This window comes from Novosphingobium sp., assembly GCF_030699305.1.
In the GTDB taxonomy this organism is placed as follows: Bacteria; Pseudomonadota; Alphaproteobacteria; order Sphingomonadales; family Sphingomonadaceae; genus Novosphingobium.
Genome location: NZ_JAUYNB010000025.1, coordinates 56,036 through 73,979, shown reverse-complemented (window position 1 = coordinate 73,979; position 17,944 = coordinate 56,036). Strand labels below are relative to the sequence as shown.

Sequence of the window (17,944 nt, the reverse complement as noted above, 5' to 3'; positions counted from 1 at the left end):
TCGAACGAACATTCGCGTGGCTCGGACGATGCGGTCGGCGCGCCAGGGGCCGGGAAACATCAAGTGCCTCGTCCGCGGCGTTGGCGCTCATCGCCGCAATCCGCATGCCCAGCCGCCGGACCACAAGATATTGCTTGGATGTGACGTGACCCCCAGCTTTCCACCAGCTGGGATTAGAGCCGGGCCGCTTTGTTGCGCATGAGCGCGGGGTAAGCAATGGCCTGTGCAGCGGAGCCCTTAGGGCGTAGCGAAGCAGGCCATTGCTTATGCAGTTCGGCGGCGAAGGCCGCCGGGGTTTCGTAGCCCAGGGCTGAGTGCGGTCGCTCGTTGTTGTAGTCCTCCACCCACGCCGCGATCTGCACCCGAGCATGGTCCATGCTGAGGAACAGCGTCTCGTTGAGCAGTTCGTCGCGCATGCGGCCATTGAAGCTCTCGACAAAGCCGTTCTGCATCGGCTTGCCTGGCGCGATGTAATGCCACGCCACGTCAACCTCCCCACACCAGGCCAGCACAGCGTTGGAGGTGAGCTCGGTGCCGTTGTCACTGACGATCATGCCGGGCTTGCCGCGTTCGGCAATCAGGTCGGTCAGTTCCCGCACGAGCCTGCGCCCTGAGATCGAGGTATCCGGCACGGCCCGCAGGCACTCGCGGGTCACGTCATCAACGATGTTCAGCACCCTGAACCGGCGGCCTGATGCGAGCTGATCATGCACGAAGTCCAAGCTCCAACGCTGGTTGGGCAGCGCCAGAACTGGGGCTGGAGCCCGTGCGCCAATGGCGCGACGGCGATTACGCCGACGCCGAACCGCCAGCTTCTCTTCCCGGTAGAGCCGCTGGGTCTTCTTGCGGTTGATCACGATGCCCTCCCGCCTCAGCAGGATATGCAGGCGACGATAGCCGAACCGGCGCCGCTGCTGCGCCAGCTCACGCAGCTTCGATCGAACCTCGGCATCATCATCCCGCTGCGACCGGTAGCGCATGCTCTTCCGATCAGCGCCGATCACACGACACGCCCGCCGCTCGCTCATCCCCAGAAATGCCTGGAGACGTGCGACCGCCTCTCGCTTGGCAGCGGGCGTCACCAATTTTTTGCGAGAAGATCCTTCAGGCCGGCATTGTCCAGCATGGCCTCGGCCAGCAGCCGCTTCAGCTTGGCATTCTCGTCCTCGAGCGCCCGCAGCCGCTTGGCGTCCGATACCTCGAGCCCGCCATACTTGGCCTTCCAGTTGTAGATCGTCGCTTCCGACACACCGTGCCGCCGAGCCAGATCAGCGGTCTTCGCTCCCGCCTCCGCCTCCTTCAGCACGCCAATGATCTGCTCTTCCGTAAACCTCGTTCGCTTCATCTGTCCGTCCTTCCAATGGGCCGGACTCTAATCAAGCTTGGAGGAAAATCAGGGGGTCACGTCAGCCTTTGCCGAAGACCGCCCGCGCCTCAGCGAGCAGGAACAGTACAAGCGTCTGATCGCCGCCGAGCTCGCCCGGCAGAACCTGCCTCTAGGCCACCTCGCCGATCGCATCGGCCTGCTGCGCACCCGGCTTCACAAGATAATCCGCAAGACCGGGCTCCTTACCGAGGATTTGCGCGACCAGCTGTTCGCCGAGCTTGCGATCGATCATGTCCGCGCCAAGATCAGCGTTGTCTTGCTCCAGGATCCCGATGCCTATGCCGAGCAATCGGTGTTTCTTGCTGCCGAGGCGTTGAAGGCGTTCTACTACGAGGTTGCCACCTGCCGTTCCGGCGAAATCCATGTCGATCTGCGGCCGGCGATCATTCATTTGGCGCTGCACAAGACCTACGAGATGCTGCTCATCCACCAGGAGCGCGTGCTCGAGCATGATCGCGACTTGCAGGTGTGAAGCGGCCCCTTCGATCATGAGCCCTGAGGTTATTGAGGCCTGGACCAGGCTCTATGCGGCTGTCGGACTGTTGGCGGGGATTTGCGCCTTTTGCGCTGCCATCAAGACCCTGCATGATATCCGCGTCCGCGTGCTGGTGCTCCCCACGGGACCGTGGCTGCGCCGGCTGCTCGCGGTGCCCCGGATGTGGCTTCACTTCCAGCTCGCCTATCTTTGCGGCTTTCCGTCGATCCTCGCGATTGCGGTTCTCTACGCACACTACATCGGGTTCGGCGCGTTCGATCCCTGGTAGCTGACAAGCTCGACCGAGCGGTAGGGAGAGGCGCGCACCACTAGCATCGCCGCCGCACCGCGCTGGTTTGCGGTGACGAGTTCAGGGGTCCGCGCAGCAAGCCGGGCCCAGTTGGTGGTGATTGTGCGCACGTAGTGGCGGGTTTCCGGGATGGCTGGAATAAATCCAGCGCGCAGGGATTTGTGCTCGGGGCCGGCGTTGTAAGCCGCCAGCGCGAGGTCGATCCTGCCGAAACGGTCGATCTGCTGGCGCAGGTACCGGGCGCCAGCGCGCATGTTGGCGATGGGGTCGAATGGCATCGCGAGGCCCAATACCCGTGCGGTTCCGGGCATGATCTGCATCATGCCCATCGCACCTGCGCTGCTGATCGCCCATGACCTGTAACCGGACTCCTGCGAGATCACCGCATCCAGCAGGTTGGTGGAGAGGCCGTGCTCGCAAGCGATCGAGGCCATGATGCCGAAGTAGCGGGCCCGGCGGGTTTCTGCTTCGCGCGAAAGCCACCAAGTGATCGAATAGGCTGTGCGGTCACAATCGGCGAATTGCCGATCACTGACGTTGTAGGACTGAGCGCTCGCGAATTCGGATTTGCCCCAGTTGGGCATGAACTGCGGACTGAGCAGGTCTGCGCCAGTGCCCAAGCCCCGCGAGTTGAAAGCTCGCTGACCGGCTCTTGAGAAATGCGCAAACATTGCGCTGGCCACGTCTGCTACAGGCTCGGGGGGAAGCTCTAAGGGGCTTGGATCAGCTGCATTACCGCCTTTCAGCCTGAGCTGGGAGAAATCCTCGACGGCCGCTTCACGTGCATGGGACTGAAGCCCGAGCACAGCGGTGGCTGCAAAAATTATGAAACGCTTCACGTCACGCCTTTCGATGGCGTGCTATGCAGATGAGGTTGCGCGAAACCCAATTTAGGCGCGCCCCTTTGCCGCTGTCAATCCAGCCGACAGGCCAAGGACTCACTACGCAATAGAAATCTACGACTACGGCCCATAAATAACCGGTTTGGCTGTGCGAACTGCAATCAGAAGCCGCATAATAGCCAAGCATGCTGCCTCTATACGTTAGCAGGACGGGGTCGCGAAAGTCTCCAAATTGACGGCTGCTTGCCTTGATACAATCGACATCGCGCTCTTGCACGATTGGCGTACTTAGAACGCAGCTCTTTCGGCTCGCCTTGGGGCTGCCTTCCCTCGGCTCTGGAGACGACCCTCGGGCGGGAAACATTGCAGCCACGCGCGGCATCAGTGCCCCAACGGCATCCCGCCCGATCTCGACGGGCGCGGGGCCAACCAGATGAGGGCGGCGGCGAAGAGCAGGATGGCGCTGGTTGCCCAGAAGGTGTGGATGAGCGCCAGGGTTGTCGCCTCCAGATCGACCATGTTGCTGAGCACCTGCCGCACCTGATCGGACGGAAACCCGAGTCCCGCCAGGCTATCCTGCACGGCTTCCGGTTGCATCGCTCCGACGGCATCGCTCCGCGCCAGGCGCTGCGTGTCGCCCCAGTAGGAGAGCGTCATCGAGGTCGCTACCGCCGTTGCGATGGTCCGCATAAAGCTCTGAAGGCCGGCAGCCGACGCCACCTCATTGTCATCGACGGTGTTGAGGGTCAGCGACATGAGCGGAAGCATCATGAAGGTCACCCCCAATCCCTGAACCAACTGCGGAATGCTGAGAGTCCAGAAATCGGCGTCTGTCGTCCAGGTCGTTCGGACGAGCGTCATCGCCGCAATCCAGGCGATGCCGCCCGAGACCAGCAGGCGAGGGTCGAGGCGACTCATCAAGAAGGCCGCCAGTGGCGCTGTAAACAGTGCGCCGGTGGCGGAGAAAGATGACGACAATCCCGCTGAAGTCGCCGGGAAGCCGAGCCAGGCCTGTTGCCACTGGGGGACAATGACAAAACCCGCGAAATAGCCAGCAAATGCGAGCGACAGCACTGTCAGGCTGACGCTGAACCCCCGGTGTCTGAACACCCGCAAATCGACGATCGGATGATCTTCGCCTAGCTCCCAGATAACGAAGAGCAGAAGACAGACAAAGGAGGTGATCGAGAGCGCGACGATCATCGGGTCGGCGAACCAGTCATGGTTGCGGCCAAGGTCCAGCACGAGTTGCAGGCAACCCACCCAAAGGACCAGCAGGGAGAGTCCGATGAAATCGATGGGCTGGGTCTGCCGATCGGTTTCGACGGGCTTCAGCAACACGATACCCACGCCAATACAAAGGATCGCAACGGGCACGTTGATCAGGAATATCCAGTGCCAGCTGTAGTTCTCGGTAAGGTAGCCTCCGATCATCGGGCCAAGAGCTGGCCCCATCAACAGTGTGACAGCCCACATGCCCAAAGCCATGTTGCGCATTTCCGGCGGAAAGACCTTCAGGAGAAGCGTCTGCGACAGGGGCATCAGGAACGCGCCGAAGATCCCCTGGCCGATCCGGCACGCGACCAGCATCCCCATTGTGACGGAAATACCGCACAAGAAGGAAAGAATGCCGAAGCCGACCATGCTGACGACGAAGGTGCGCACCGAACCGAAACGTCCCGCGATCCACCCGGTCAAGGGAACGCAGATCGCTTCAGCTACCGCGTAAGAGGTGATGATCCAGGCCCCTTGCTCAAGCGTGATCCCGAGGCTGCCAGCGACATGCGGGATCGAGACATTGGCGATGGTCAGGTCGAGAATGACCATGAAATTGGCCAGCGCCAGCACCAGCCCGGCGGCCAATTGCCGCGACGGGGCAATGCCAGCGCTTTCGGGTTTGGCGCTACTCATCGTGCCTTACCTTCGAGAAACATCGATCTCGACTTCCATCGACAGCCCGACGCGCAAGGGATGTTTCCGCAGTTCGGCAGGATCGAGTTCGATCCGCACCGGCAGACGCTGGACGGTCTTGATCCAGTTGCCAGTGGCGTTCTGGGCCGGAATAACCGCCATCGACGATCCGGTTCCGCCAGCAAAGCCGGTGATCTTGCCATGATAGACGATGTCGCCACCGTAAAGGTCCGAGGTCAGGGTAACGGGCATGCCGATACGGACGCGGCCCAACTGGCTCTCCCTGAAGTTCGCATCGACATAGAGCTTGTCGACCGGGACGATGGTCATGATGATCTGTCCCGGGTTCAGTCGTTGCCCGACCTGAATTTGCAGACGGCTCACCACCCCCGAAACGGGTGCCCGGATTTCGGTGCGCTCAAGATCCAGTAGCGCCGCTTCGAGCCGCGCTTTGGCAGCCAGCACCGCAGGGTCGGTCTCAATGTTCGCGCCGCGCACCAGCGCGTCGTTGGCGGCAAATTGGCCCTGGGCGACACGGCGGGCCGAGGTAACTTCCGAAATCCCGCCGCGCGCGGCATCGAGTGCAGCGCTCGCGGCGGCATATGCCTTGCGCGCCTGGGTTACTTCCTCGCCCGAGACTGCGCCGCTGGCGGCCACGGACTCGCGGCGCTGAAGATCGATCCGGGCTTTCTCGAACTCGGCCTGCGCGGTGCGCAAACGCGCCTGAGCCTGGACAATAGCCGCACTCGATGTGTCGATCTGCGCCGACAGGGCACCGTTGGTCGCGACCGCCTGACCGAAACGGCGGCGGGCGGCGGCGAGGTCGGCCTGGGCCTGGGCTACGGCAATCCTCGCATTGGCCTGGTCGAGCCGGACCAGCACGTCCCCGGCCTTCACCTGCTGCGTATCTTCAACCAGAACCTCGATGGCCGATCCCGCGACAAGCGGCGTGACCTGCGCCATCTGCGCGTTCACATAGGCGTTATCGGTGCCGACATGATTCCGCGTAACCAGCAGGTACCATGCAGCCCAGGCAAGACCCACCACGCCAAGAGCGACCGCCAGCCGCTTGAGCCACGTTCTGCGCGTTGCCTTGCGCGCAGCGGAGAGTTCCGGATCGATCGCTGGCACTTCGGTTGCGGGTTCGGTCATTGGTCTGTCTGTCCTGCCGGTTGAGCGGGGGCGGAATCGAAGCCGCCGCCCAGCGCCCGGATCATCGCCAGCGTCGCGCCCCTTTCGTATGTCTCAAGTCCAATCACCATGAGCCGCAGGTCATGGACGCTGCGTTCGTTGGCGAGTACGTCGAGATAGCTGGACAGGCCCGCCTCGTAGCGGCGACGCACCAAAGCCAGGGCGTCCTCGCTCGCGGTCAGCGCGGCCTTTGCAGCCGCCAGCCGTTTGTCCGCGGCGTCGCGCTGGGTGACTGCATCGGCGACCTGCTGAAAAGCGGTGACCACCGTCTGGTTGTAGTTCGCGACTGCCTCGTCGTAGGCTGCCCAGGCGCCGCTGTATTGTGCCTTGATGGCGCCGCCTTGAAAAAGCGGCAGGCTAATCGCCGGACCGGCGCTCCCGAACAGCGACCCGGAATCGACCAGATTGCCGAGTCCCAGCGCTTGCAAACCGACCAGCGCCCTGAGGTTGATCGAAGGAAAGAACCCGGCTCGCGCGACCTTTACCTTGCTTGCCGCCGCCTCGACCCGCTCGCGCGCCGCGACGATGTCGGGACGTCGACCGAGCAGATCGGTCTTGATGCCCGCCGGAACACCGCCCGGAGTGGAGGGCGCAAGCGGCGGACGGGTGATCGATTGACCGCGGTCCGGCCCGGCTCCGACCAGCGCGGCAAGCTGGTTGCGGCGGATACCGATGTTCTCGGAGATCGCCGCGAGGTCGTGTTCCGCCAAGGCGACTTCGGCATCGGCGCGGCGCAAGCTCGCCAGGTTGTCGAGCCCGCTGCCGTGGCGCTGGGCGACAAGGTCTCGCGTCGACCGGCGATTGGCGAGTATCGACGCAGCATTTTCGTATTCGCGGTAGAATCGGCCCAGTTCGGCATAGGCGGCGGTGATCGCGACCGACAGCACGAGCCGGGCCTGCGCGGCATCGACCATCGCCGCGCGGGCCTCCGAGGTCGCCGCTGCATGGGCGGCGCGGTTGCGACCCCATAGGTCGAGGTCGAATCCGAATGTCAGCGAGGCCTGACCGTAGTCTTTCCAGCCATCGGGCAGGAATTGCGCGGGGAGGCCGTTGTTACCGCTTTGACGCCGCAGACCGCCCTCCGCTTCCGCCCCGATCGATGGCAGCCGCGCGGCTCCAGCCCTTTGCGCTTCGGATTCGGCCCGCTTGATCCGGGCTACGGCCACAGCGACCTGGGGCGAGTTGGCAAGACCCTCCTCGATCAGCGCAGTCAGTTGGGCATCGCCCGCCAGTCGCCACCATTGATCGGGTGGCCAGACGGTGTTGCCGCGCGCGGCGAGGGTCTGCGATGCCTCGATTGTATCGGCGTTCTCCATTGCCGGACGAACGCCGGCGTCGGGGACCGCAACGCAGCCTACGAGCACCAACGGCAGGGCGATGCCAGCCACGCGCATGGAACGGCTTGTCTTCGACTTGGGTTTTGGTTGCTCGGTAGATCGGGTCACGGCGCGCCGATAGCAGGTAGTAAATATTTTTACAATCTGTCTTGCAACAATAATGCTTCAAACGATCGCGTAGTTGCGCTATCACATGTCTCATGACTGACGCAGCGCAGCACGAACGGTTTGTTACCGAAGCGGATGAGCTGATCTTCCAGATCGAGGAGGTTCCACGCCGCCTCAGGCGCATGTTTACGGTTTCGATGGCCGCGTTCGACATGACCACTCCGCAATGGCGGGCGCTGTCGTATATCATGCGCACGCCCGGCTTGAACCAGACCATGCTCGCGCGACAACTGGATCTCGAACGGGCTTCAGTGGGCCATATCGTCGATCAGCTCGAAGCGGCAGGCCTTGCTGAACGTCGCGCGGCCGGGGGAGACCGGCGGGTTTGGACCTTGCACCCCTTGCCGAACGCAATCGAAATCCTCCCCTCGGTGCGTAAGGTCGCCGATCGACTATATCTGGAATTGCTCCGCAACGTCCCCCTTGAGGACATCGACCAAATGCGCTCCACGCTCTCCAGGATGGCAGCCAATATCAGTGGTCTAGACCCGGACTGAAGTCGGTTTGGGCTGGCAACAATGCCCGTTACATATTGTAGGCCCCGCGACCGCTGGCGACCAGCGTCCCGGCCTCGTCGTGAATGCGCACGTCGGCAACGCTTAGCGATTTCCCGGCCTTGATCAGGCGCCCTTCGGCATGAAGCGTCTGGCGGCTCGCTGCCCGATGGTAATCGACCCTCAGGTCGGCTGTGGATTTGCACATGTTGCCTGAGGCCAGGACTGCATAGAATCCCGTCAGATCGATCAACGAGGCGAGAATTCCACCGTGCATCGACGGGAGCGTGGGGTTGGAGATCATCTCATCCCGCCATGGCATTTCGATCAGGATGTGCTCTGCGTCAGCTTCGACCATCCGCAAGTTCAGCCAGCGGTGAAACGGCGCGACCAGCAGGGCGCGGTTGAGCTCTTCCAGCGTCATGCAATCGTCTCCGGTTCGGACTGGCTTTCGAGGAATTCGATGATGGCCCTGCTGAACACGTCGTTGTCGTCGCCGACAACCATATGTCCAGCGCCCGAGACGTCGGTGAAGCGCGCGCCAGGCACCATCGCGCAGAACCGCTTCGCAGCCTCCATGGAAATCAGGTCGCTCGATCCGCCCCGCACCAGGTGGACCGGTAGCGAGAGGACGCTTGCCGCCGCCTGGGCTTGGGCATAGTCCTGTTCGCGCCGCCCGGTCATCCCGCTCAGAAAGCCGGGATCCCAATGCCAACGATAACGCTGGTCCGGGTCGAGACGGAGATAGCTCTTCAGGCCCTCGCTGGCGCCGCGCTTCTCGCGGTTCGGCATATAGTCCGCGATCGCCTCTGCGGCTTCGTCGTATGACGCGAAGCCGCGCTCCACATGGGCGTTCATGAAGCCGACAATTCGTGAAACACCCTCCGGGTCCATATCCGGAGTGACATCGACCAGCGTCAGCGACGCAAAGCTACCCGGTCGCACCGCCCCTTCCGCCACCAGCGCCGCCAATCCGCCAAGCGATGCGCCGATGACATGCGGCCGCTGGTTCAGCTTGTCGCAGACCGCGAGGATATCCTTGCCGAAATCGGCAAAGCGGTATTGGTCCGGGGCTGCCCAGTCGCTCTCGCCATGGCCGCGCATGTCGATCGCAACCGAGCGAAAGCCGTGCTGCGCCAATTGCTGCATCGTCTTGCGCCAGGTGCGCCGGGTTTGCCCTCCGCCATGCGCCAGTAATACGGGCGGCCGACCATGACCATCGCCGACAAGGCTTGCCGCGATGGAGATGCCGCCGCTTCCGTCAATCGTCATGTGCATGGCGTCTTGCTCAGTGCTGAAGCTCGGGCAGATGCAGCACCAGCCCATCGAGTTCGGGGACCATCGGAATCTGGCACGCGAGGCGGCTGGTTTCGGTCGTTCCCTCGGCAAACTGGATCAGATCGCTCTCCATGCCGCCTTCTTCCGGCGGCCCGACCCGATCCATCCAGGCCTGATCGACATGGACATGGCACGTGGCGCAGGCACAGACCCCGCCGCAATCGCCATCGATCCCCGGTACACTGTTGAACAGGGCGGCTTCACGGGCGCTGAGGCCCTCGTCTATTTCAACCGACCGACGTGTGCCGTCGGCGGAAACAAAAGTTACGTTGATCATATGGAAGTTCCGTATTTGTAACGAGCCAAGCCTTCAGTGCGCGTGAAGTTTCACCGGCAGCCGGGTAATCCCGCGCACCAGATTGGACAGCAGCCGCTCCGGCTCGCCAACAACTTCGACGAAGCGAAAGCGCTTGAGGATCTCTTCCCAGATGATGCGCAGTTGCAATTCGGCCAGACGGTTGCCCATGCAGCGGTGGATGCCGAACCCGAAGGAGAGGTGGTGGCGCGGATTTTCGCGATCGATGATGAATTGGTCGGCCCGGTCGATCACGGTTTCGTCGCGGTTGCCCGAGAGATACCACATCACCACCTTGTCGCCTTTCCTGATCTGCTTTCCGCCGATTTCGGCGTCTTCCAGCGCGGTACGGCGCATGTGGGTCAGCGGTGTCTGCCAGCGGATGATCTCGGGAATCATGCTGGAAACGAGCGCCGGATTGTCCCGCAATTTCTGATATTCGCCCGGGTTCTGGTTGAGCGCCAGGACCCCGCCACTGATCGAATTGCGGGTGGTGTCGTTGCCGCCGACAATCAGCAGCAGCAGGTTGCCGAGAAATTCGAGGAACGGCATGTCGCGGGTTGCGGGCGAATGCGCCATCATCGAGATCAGGTCGTTGCCGCCGGGCTTGTCGATCCGTTCCTCCCACAGGCCCTTGAAATACATCGCACACTGGATGAGTTCCTCGCGGCGCTGTTCGAACGATTCGACGATGCCGGTTTCCGGTGACGCGGTGGTGACGTCCGACCAGCGGGTCAGCTTGGCGCGCTCGTCCCAGGGGAAATCGAAGATCGTCGCAAGCGTCATGGTGGTAAGTTCGACCGACACCAGCTTGACCCAGTCGATCTCCTCGCCGACCGGCAGTGAATCGAGGATCGCGCCCGCCCGTTCGCGGATGATCGGCTCAAGCAGAAGCAGGTTCGATGGTGCAACCACCGGGCTTACCGCCTTGCGCTGCTGGTCGTGCTTGGGCTGATCCATCGCGATGAACATTTCGAGTTCAAGCGCGCCCTCGACGCTATGCATGTCCTGAACCGAGATGCCGCCAAGCTTGGCTTCCGACGAAAAAACCTTGTGATTGGTGTCCACCGCCATGATGTCGTTGAATTTTGTTACCGACCAATAGGGCCCGAAGCGACTCGCAGCGCAATAATGGACCGGATCCTCTCGCCGAAGCCTGGTAAAATATTCCCCGACGGTGTCATTCTGGAAGAGGTAAGGATTCGCAACGTTGATCGCTTCCAGCGGGATAGACTCGACGGAATCGTAGTGGACTCTGTCCTCGTTTGCCGCAGTCGCCATTAATCAGACCTTTCTCAATGCCGCCACCTAAGGCCGAACGATGCTTGCCGTCAATAAAGATTATCATCTTTGAACGCCTTCCTCAAGACCCCGGTCACGGTGGAAATGTCTATTCACTACCACAAATGGCCGCAATTGGCCCATTTCTGGTGCGCCTGCCATTGCCTCCAAGACAGCTCTAGACACGCCCGCTAATTAATGCTTATACGCTTTTATGGCTTTTGCTCTATCTCGTTCACCGAAACACAATGCGGCCTCGACCACCAAGGCGAAGCTCGCACTTCAGGTCGCGCAAGCCATCGTTTCCGATATCCAGCTTAACGCCCGCGAAGCCGGAGACCGGCTACCGCAGGAAGAAGACATGCTGGCGCGCTATGAAGTCGCGCGCGCGACCTTGCGAGAGGCGCTCAGGTTTCTCGAACTGCAAGGGGTGATCCATCTGCAACTTGGTCGCGGAGGCGGGCCAGTTGTGTCGCGGCCCCAGACCCGCGATTTTGCGAGTTCTCTGTCGTTGATCCTGCAATTCATGGATACCGATCTGCAGGCCCTGCTCGAACTGCGTGAAGCAATTGCACCCGATATGGCAGCGAGGGCGGCGTTGCGGGCGACTATCGCCGATCTCGCCGCGCTTGGCGATTGCTACGCTCAGCTCGAGCGCGACCGCGATACCGCTGCATTCGAGGAAACCAACCGGCGCTTTCACGATTTGCTGGGTTGGGCCAGCGGCAACCCGACGTTTGGATTGCTCACATCGGCACTGCATTTGCTGACTCGCGATCTCGCGGTGGGATTGGGCTATTCCGCACAGGAGCGGATCAACCAATTGCGCTGCCTTGCGCGCGTGCTGAACGCGCTGCGCCTGCGTGATGCCGATGGTGCGCGCCGGCACATGGAGCGGCTCGTCAAGGGATCGTCGGAATATCTGGCGGCCCGCAGCCCCGAGCTCGTTACGCAAAAGGTCAGGTGGGGAGACCCGGGCTAGCCCAGAACTTTTGGAGAGGACAATGGCACTGAACAGTCGAATCTGCGGAATGCTCAAGATCGAGCATCCGATCCTGCTGGCCGGCATGGGCGGCGCCAGCGTGCCAAGGCTGGCCGCGGCGGTATCCAACGCCGGCGGGCTGGGCGTTCTGGGCGCGGCGGCCTGCTCGCCTGAACGGCTGCGCAGCTGGATCCGGGAAACCCGCGCGCTGACCGACAAGCCATTCGGGGTCGATACTTTGCTGCCCGCTTCGGTGCGCCGGGGCAAGGCACCGGAAGCCGGGGCGGCTCCTACGGATCCGATGGCGGTGTTCGGCGAGTATCAACAATTCGCGCGCGACTTCATGGCCCGCGAAGGGCTGGGCGAAGTCGATGCCGCCGCGGCAATGCGCGCCGCAGCCGGGGCGGAAAGCGAAGGCGGTCCGCCGCTGTTCTCAAAAGAATTCTTCGAAGCGCAGATGGAAGTGGTGATCGAGGAAAAGGTGCCTGTCTATGCGGCGGGACTGGGAAATCCCGGTCCGTGGATGGACCGCTTGCACGCCAACGGCACGGTAGTGATGGCGGTGGTCGGCAAAGTCAAACACGCCATACAGGTGGTCGAGTCCGGGATCGACATGATCGTCGCGCAGGGCCACGACGGCGGCGGTCACAATTCGCCGATCGGGACGATTTCGCTGATCCCGCAGGTGGTCGACGCCGTGGGCGACCGGGTTCCTGTGCTGGGTGCCGGTGGCATAAGCGACGGGCGGGGTGTTGCAGCGGCCTTCATGCTGGGCGCCGAGGGCGCCTGGGTGGGAACGGCCTTCTTGGCGACCGAAGAGGCTGGAATCGAGGACTTCCAGAAACAGGCCATAGCCGAAGGCGGCGATGGCGACACTGTGGTCAGTCGCTCGATCACTGGCAAACCGGCCCGGATGATCGCCAACAAGTGGGCCAATGCCTGGATCGAAGCGGGCAAGGAGCCGCTCCCCATGCCCTACCAATCGATGATTGCCGGCCCGGTCATGGCTGCAGCGATCCGCGACAAACGCATGGATGTGCTCCCCGGGTTTGCCGGGCAGGGCATTGGGCTGATCAAGGCGGTGCGCCCCGCTGCCGAGGTGATGCGCGATCTGGTTTCCGATGCCGAGCGGGCGTTGGCCGGAGCCAAGCGGTTTGGGTGATTTGGCCGCATCGAAATGGCAAGCGAGGCGAAGATGCAGGGACAAGAACTGAAGCGCAGGATCCGCCCGGGAGAGGCGCTCTCGGCGATGAAGATCCTGCTCCGCGACAAGGAAGATACCGCACAGGTATTCAGGATTGTCGAGGCCTTGGCTGGAAACAGCTATTATCGCCATTTCAGGCGGTTTGCGGGATCCGAAGGCGGGAGGCGCATCCTGGCCTGCCGTAGCAATCTGCTCGATCGCCTGCGCGACCGCGAACGGTTGGCGCGCTGCCCGAAGGGGAGCCTGGGACAGCAATATCTGGCCTTTGTCTATGGCGAAGGCCTGAGCGCTGAAGGCCTGGTTGAGGCGAGCGAGGAGGGTGGTGTCCGGTCCTTCATCGACCCAGATGTTGCCCTGTTCCGCAACCGGATCAGGGATTCGCACGATCTCTATCACGTTGTCACCGGTTACGGGCGAGATGGGCTGGGCGAAATTTGCGTGCTGACCTTTGGCAACGCCCAGTTCCACAACCACGGCATCGGCTTTCTGCTGCTGCTCGGACTGCTCAAATCAAGACGTGAGCATCCCGGATTACCGGTACTGGGCCCGATGATCGAGGCTTGGCGGCGCGGGCGTGCGGCCAAGAACTTTCCCGAGATACAGTGGGAAGAACTGCTGGATCGTCCGCTCGAAGAGGTTCGCGCGTCGCTCAGTTTGGCTCCCGCGCTGCGATACAGAAGGGCCGAACCCGAGTCCAAGCGGATCGAGGTCGAATTCCAAGTCCGCCGCGAACTCGCCATGCAACGACAAAGAGACCTGGAACCGGCATGACCTTTTCCGACAAGACAGCTATCACCGGGGTTGGCGAGACTGATTTCGTCAAGGGCACTGAACGCACCGCCGTCGACATGATGCTGGAGGCTGCGCGCAAGGCGATTGCCGATGCCGGGCTCAAGCCTTCGGACATCGACGGCATGGTGCCGCCGCCGATCTATACCACGAGCGAGGAGCTGGCCGCCAATCTCGGGATCGACGTGCTGCGCTATGCGGCGACGGTGCACATGGGCGGCGCCAGCCCGACCACCGCGCTGCAGAACGCCGCGATGGCGATATCCGCCGGGCTGTGCGATCACGTGCTGGTCACGCTGGGTTGGAACGGCTTTTCGGCGCTGCGGCCCAAACCGGGCGCGCCGCCGACCCGGTCGATGAACATGAACACCCTGACCAACACCATCCAGGGCTACTACATTCCTTACGGCGTATTCCTGCCGGTGCAGATGTACGCCTGGCTGGCGATGCGGCATTCACAGCTTTATGGGGTGGGGCCGGAAGCAACCGCCGCCATCGCCCTGGCTTGCCGCAAGCACGCCCAGCTCAATCCCAAGGCGTTCACCTACGGGAAGCCGCTGGACCGTGAGACCTATCATGCGGCGCGGTGGATTTCGGAACCGTTCCGGCTTTACGATTGCTGTCTCGAAACCGACGGGGCCTGTGCGGTGGTGGTCTCACGGCTCGATCGCGCGCGCGACCTGCGGCACGTTCCGGTGACGATCGCGGGCGCTGCCGAAGGCCATCCTTATCCCGCCGATGATATTCCGTCCCGGCCCGATCCGTTCAAGATCGGCCTGTCCTATGCCGCGCCCAAGGCTTTCGAGATGGCCGGGGTGTCGCGTAGCGACATGGATTTCCTCCAGGTCTACGATTGCTTTACCTACGTGGTGCTGCTCCAGCTTGAGGCGATGGGCTATTGCGAGCCGGGCGGCGCGCTCGATTTCGTCAAGGATGGCCAGATCGAGCTTGGCGGGAACTTTCCGCTCAACACGCACGGCGGCCTGCTCAGCGAAGCCCACGTCTGGGGGCTCAACCACGTGGTCGAAGCGGTGCGCCAGCTGCGGCACGATTGCGGCGAGCGGCAGGTCGAAGGGGCGCAGACCGGGCTGGTCACCGGCTGGGGCGATCTGGGTGACGGCAGTGTTGCCATCTTGCGGAGGTTTGGCTGATGGACGAAGATCTTTCTCCCAAGGCGCGCGCCGCGGCCGCCGCTGCGCCGGCCAAGCCGCGGCCTCGCCCGCAAGACCCGGTCGAGCAGGAATTCTGGAAGCGGTGCCAGGATGGGCACCTCTACTTCCAGAAATGCGGGGGTTGCGGTTCGTGGCGGCACTTGCCGCGCTACATGTGCGCGCGTTGCGGCTCGCCTGACTTTGCGTGGGAACAAAGCTCGGGCAAGGGCACGGTGTTTTCGTGGACCGTGGTGCATCAGGCGCTGCACCCCGCCTTCGCGGCGGACATTCCCTATGTCGCCGCAGTGGTCGAGCTCGTCGAGGGGGTCCGCATGGCCACCCGGCTGATCGATTGCCCGATCGACGCTGTCCGGCTCGACCTGCCGGTGGCACTCGCGTTCGAAACCATCGGGGAAGACTTTCGCTTGCCCGTCTTCCGGCCGGCCTGAAAGGACGCTGTGCAATGGACCTGAGTTATGGCCCCGAGTATGAGACGTTCCGCGAAGAGGTGCGCGACTTCATCGCCGTCAATCGCCATCTCGCACCAAAGAATGCCGGTCGTGCGGCCCGCCCGTCGAAAGAAGGCGTGGCCTGGCAGAAGCTGCTGATCGAGCATGGCTACACCGCGCGCACCATTCCGCGCGAATACGGCGGGTTCGGGGCCGAGCCCGACATTCTCAAGTCCCGGATCATCGCCGAGGAGTTTGCGCGCGCCGGTGTGCCCGGCGGACTCGCCAATCAGGGCATTTCGATGCTGGTGCCGACCTTGCTAGAACTTGGCACCGAAGAACAGAAACGCCGCTGGATCCAGCCGACGCTGGCGGGCGAAGTGGTGTGGTGCCAGGGCTATTCCGAACCCGGATCGGGATCGGACCTGGCAAGTCTCAAGACCAACGCTCGGGTCGAGAACGGTGAATTCGTCATCAATGGCCAGAAGATCTGGACCAGCACCGCCAAGGAAGCGGACATGATCTTCTGCCTGGTGCGGACCGAAGGAGACGCCGCCAAGCACCAAGGAATCAGTTACCTGATTTTTCCGATGAGCACGCCCGGGATCGAGGTGCACCCGCTGAAAACTATGACCGGCCATGCCGAATTTAACGAAACCTTCTTCACCGACGTGCGCGTCCCGGTCGATCAGATCGTTGGCCAGCGCGGGCAGGGCTGGTTCGTCGCCAACGCCACGCTCGGGCATGAGCGCGGGATGCTGGGCGATCCCGACGCGCTCGAAAACCGGCTAGTCGGCCTGATCCAGCTAATGAAGGCGGAACAACTCGGCGGCGCGCGCTTGATCGACCTTCCGGCCTTCCGCGACCGGCTCGTTGCGCTCCAGGCGGAAGTTGCGGCGATGAAGTACAACGGGATGCGGATCCTCTCGAACCAGATTAAGGGCGAGCCGGGCGGAATGGCCAAGCTGATCGTCAAGCTCCAGGCCTGCGAACTGGCGCACCAGATTTCTGCTCTGGCGATTGACGCACTGGGCGAACTGGGAATTCTCTATCACGGCAGCGCCCACGAACGCGCAAACGGCAGCTGGCAGTGGAATTACATGTTTCAGCTGGGCCTGATCATTGGCGGCGGCACCGCGCAGATCCAGAAGAACATCATCTCGGAGCGCGGTCTCAACATGCCACGCGAACCACGTCTGGACCTGCCCAAAAGACCGTCCGCACAAGGAGGGCAGTGATGGACTTCGGACTTTCGCAAGAGCAGCAGATGCTGGCTGAAAGCGTCACACGCCTGTTGCGCGAGCTCTGCTCGCTGGATCAGGTCCGCCAGGTTGCAGAGGGAGGCAGCGCAGTGAGCGCGCAAACCCAGGCCGCACTTGCCGAGATGGGACTGCCCGGACTGGTGGTGCCAGTGACATATGGCGGCCTGGGCATGGGGATGCTCGATGCGGCGATCGTCGCGACCGCAATGGGTGAGGCTGTGGCCCCGGTGCCGTTTGCTGGCCGCTATGTGATGGCGCCGCTCGCCCTGATCGAGGCCGGTACCGAGGCGCAGAAAGAGCAATGGCTTCCACGGATTGCTTCGGGCGAGGTGAGTTTCGGCGTTGGGGTACAAGAACTGATCAGCAGCCGTGATGGTTCGGGCCTGCGCTGCACCGGCGGCAAGCTGACAGGCGCGGCACTGTTCGTGCTCGATTGCGAGGACGCCGATCATTTTCTGGTCGCCGATGAATTTGGGCGGCTGCATATCGTATCGGCACAGGCCGAGGGGTTGGAACTGATTGCTCTCAAGACGATCGACGCGACGCGCGCGGTGGGCGAACTGCGGCTGGCCTCGACTCCAGCGGAAGGATTGGTCGATGATGGCGGGGCGGTGGCGCGACGGGTGATCGCTGCGGGTCGCATCCTCCTCGCGGCGGATAGCCTGGGCGGAGCTGATGCGATGATCGCCCAGGCGGTAGTCTATGCCGGGCAGCGCGAACAGTTCGGCCGAGTGATCGGCAGCTTCCAGGCGGTCAAGCACATGTGCGCCGAAATGGCCGCGAAAATCGAGCCGTGCCGGTCGCTGGTCTGGTACGCAGGCCATGCCTTCGATGCGGTCCCAGCCGAAGCGGAACTGGTCGCCTGTCACGCCAAGTCGCACACCGGCGAGGTCGGCCGCTTCGTCGCCCGGGCCGCGATCGAGGTGCATGGCGGGATGGGTTTCACCGACCTTTTGGGGCTGCATTACTGGTTCAAGCGCATCGGCTTTGACCGACAGGTTCTAGGCGGCCCTGAAGCGGTCCGTGAAGAGGCGGCGATGCTGCAAGGCTGGACCGCAAGAGCGGACTGACAAAGCGA

The 17,944-nt window shown here is 62.8% G+C and carries 19 protein-coding genes and 1 pseudogene; 11 read left to right on the top strand and 9 right to left on the bottom strand.

The genetic code is table 11. The annotated features are described in order from the left end of the window. Positions 1-149 (top strand): annotated as a pseudogene (locus Q8Q53_RS10850) (IS5/IS1182 family transposase); the annotation flags it as partial. 24 nt (positions 150-173) lie between these two features. Here the strand turns inward: Q8Q53_RS10850 and Q8Q53_RS10845 are convergent. Beyond that, positions 174-1,345, bottom strand: a protein-coding gene (locus Q8Q53_RS10845) for an IS3 family transposase (protein WP_305701786.1) whose coding sequence is annotated in 2 segments (ribosomal slippage) — positions 174-1,093 and positions 1,093-1,345 — 1,173 coding nt in all. Because the reading frame shifts where the segments join, the coding sequence is not laid out codon by codon here. A 37-nt stretch (positions 1,346-1,382) separates the two neighbouring features. Between Q8Q53_RS10845 and Q8Q53_RS10840 the strand changes: the two genes are divergently transcribed. Next, complete coding sequence (locus tag Q8Q53_RS10840) at positions 1,383-1,859, top strand: hypothetical protein (RefSeq protein WP_305701785.1); 477 nt, start codon at positions 1,383-1,385, stop codon at positions 1,857-1,859. A 16-nt stretch (positions 1,860-1,875) separates the two neighbouring features. Continuing rightward, entirely contained in the window at positions 1,876-2,151 is a 276-nt protein-coding gene (locus Q8Q53_RS10835; RefSeq protein ID WP_305701784.1) for a hypothetical protein, read from the top strand. On the opposite strand, the gene Q8Q53_RS10830 is transcribed toward Q8Q53_RS10835, so the two are convergent. From Q8Q53_RS10830 to Q8Q53_RS10815, 4 genes are all read right to left on the bottom strand, one after another. Continuing rightward, positions 2,118-3,011 (bottom strand): lytic transglycosylase domain-containing protein, encoded by an 894-nt coding sequence (locus Q8Q53_RS10830; protein ID WP_305701783.1) that lies wholly within the window; start codon positions 3,009-3,011, stop codon positions 2,118-2,120. The genes Q8Q53_RS10835 and Q8Q53_RS10830 overlap by 34 nt on opposite strands. A gap of 384 nt (positions 3,012-3,395) precedes the next feature. Further along, positions 3,396-4,925, bottom strand: coding sequence for a DHA2 family efflux MFS transporter permease subunit (locus Q8Q53_RS10825; RefSeq protein WP_305701782.1), 1,530 nt, complete (start codon positions 4,923-4,925; stop codon positions 3,396-3,398). 6 nt (positions 4,926-4,931) lie between these two features. Further along, complete coding sequence (locus tag Q8Q53_RS10820) at positions 4,932-6,077, bottom strand: EmrA/EmrK family multidrug efflux transporter periplasmic adaptor subunit (RefSeq protein WP_305701781.1); 1,146 nt, start codon at positions 6,075-6,077, stop codon at positions 4,932-4,934. After that, positions 6,074-7,561 (bottom strand): efflux transporter outer membrane subunit, encoded by a 1,488-nt coding sequence (locus Q8Q53_RS10815; protein ID WP_371136543.1) that lies wholly within the window; start codon positions 7,559-7,561, stop codon positions 6,074-6,076. The genes Q8Q53_RS10820 and Q8Q53_RS10815 overlap by 4 nt, the downstream gene beginning before the upstream one ends. 92 nt (positions 7,562-7,653) lie before the next feature. Here Q8Q53_RS10815 and Q8Q53_RS10810 point away from each other — a divergent pair, with 92 nt between their 5' ends. Further along, positions 7,654-8,118, top strand: a complete 465-nt coding sequence (locus tag Q8Q53_RS10810) for a MarR family winged helix-turn-helix transcriptional regulator (protein ID WP_305701780.1) — start codon at positions 7,654-7,656, stop codon at positions 8,116-8,118. 28 nt (positions 8,119-8,146) lie between these two features. On the opposite strand, the gene Q8Q53_RS10805 is transcribed toward Q8Q53_RS10810, so the two are convergent. From Q8Q53_RS10805 to Q8Q53_RS10790, 4 genes are read right to left on the bottom strand one after another with little or no spacing between them, the layout of a single operon-like run. Then, a complete protein-coding gene (locus tag Q8Q53_RS10805; protein ID WP_169495422.1) occupies positions 8,147-8,539 on the bottom strand; it encodes a PaaI family thioesterase in 393 nt (130 codons plus the stop codon). Further along, positions 8,536-9,387 (bottom strand): alpha/beta fold hydrolase, encoded by an 852-nt coding sequence (locus Q8Q53_RS10800; RefSeq protein ID WP_305701779.1) that lies wholly within the window; start codon positions 9,385-9,387, stop codon positions 8,536-8,538. Before Q8Q53_RS10800 ends, Q8Q53_RS10805 begins: the two co-directional genes overlap by 4 nt. A 16-nt stretch (positions 9,388-9,403) precedes the next feature. Next, positions 9,404-9,730, bottom strand: coding sequence for a 2Fe-2S iron-sulfur cluster-binding protein (locus tag Q8Q53_RS10795; protein ID WP_100868275.1), 327 nt, complete (start codon positions 9,728-9,730; stop codon positions 9,404-9,406). 33 nt (positions 9,731-9,763) lie between these two features. Further along, a complete protein-coding gene (locus Q8Q53_RS10790) occupies positions 9,764-10,822 on the bottom strand; it encodes a cytochrome P450 (RefSeq protein WP_305701778.1) in 1,059 nt (352 codons plus the stop codon). 421 nt (positions 10,823-11,243) lie between these two features. Here Q8Q53_RS10790 and Q8Q53_RS10785 point away from each other — a divergent pair, with 421 nt between their 5' ends. Genes Q8Q53_RS10785 through Q8Q53_RS10755 form a run of 7 tightly spaced genes read left to right on the top strand, consistent with a single transcriptional unit; the run spans position 11,244 to position 17,936 of the window. Further along, positions 11,244-12,011: a FadR/GntR family transcriptional regulator gene (locus tag Q8Q53_RS10785; RefSeq protein ID WP_305701777.1), complete on the top strand. Its 768-nt coding sequence runs from the start codon at positions 11,244-11,246 to the stop codon at positions 12,009-12,011. A 22-nt stretch (positions 12,012-12,033) separates the two neighbouring features. Further along, a complete protein-coding gene (locus Q8Q53_RS10780) occupies positions 12,034-13,173 on the top strand; it encodes a nitronate monooxygenase family protein (RefSeq protein WP_305701776.1) in 1,140 nt (379 codons plus the stop codon). A 15-nt stretch (positions 13,174-13,188) separates the two neighbouring features. Further along, entirely contained in the window at positions 13,189-13,986 is a 798-nt protein-coding gene (locus Q8Q53_RS10775; RefSeq protein WP_305701775.1) for a Coq4 family protein, read from the top strand. Then, entirely contained in the window at positions 13,983-15,155 is a 1,173-nt protein-coding gene (locus tag Q8Q53_RS10770; RefSeq protein ID WP_122129252.1) for a transporter, read from the top strand. The genes Q8Q53_RS10775 and Q8Q53_RS10770 overlap by 4 nt, the downstream gene beginning before the upstream one ends. After that, positions 15,155-15,604, top strand: a complete 450-nt coding sequence (locus Q8Q53_RS10765; RefSeq protein WP_305701774.1) for a Zn-ribbon domain-containing OB-fold protein — start codon at positions 15,155-15,157, stop codon at positions 15,602-15,604. The genes Q8Q53_RS10770 and Q8Q53_RS10765 overlap by 1 nt, the downstream gene beginning before the upstream one ends. Before the next feature lie 14 nt (positions 15,605-15,618). Beyond that, entirely contained in the window at positions 15,619-16,842 is a 1,224-nt protein-coding gene (locus tag Q8Q53_RS10760) for an acyl-CoA dehydrogenase family protein (RefSeq protein ID WP_305701773.1), read from the top strand. Then, a complete protein-coding gene (locus Q8Q53_RS10755; RefSeq protein WP_305701772.1) occupies positions 16,842-17,936 on the top strand; it encodes an acyl-CoA dehydrogenase family protein in 1,095 nt (364 codons plus the stop codon). The genes Q8Q53_RS10760 and Q8Q53_RS10755 overlap by 1 nt, the downstream gene beginning before the upstream one ends. Positions 17,937-17,944 lie beyond the last annotated feature (8 nt).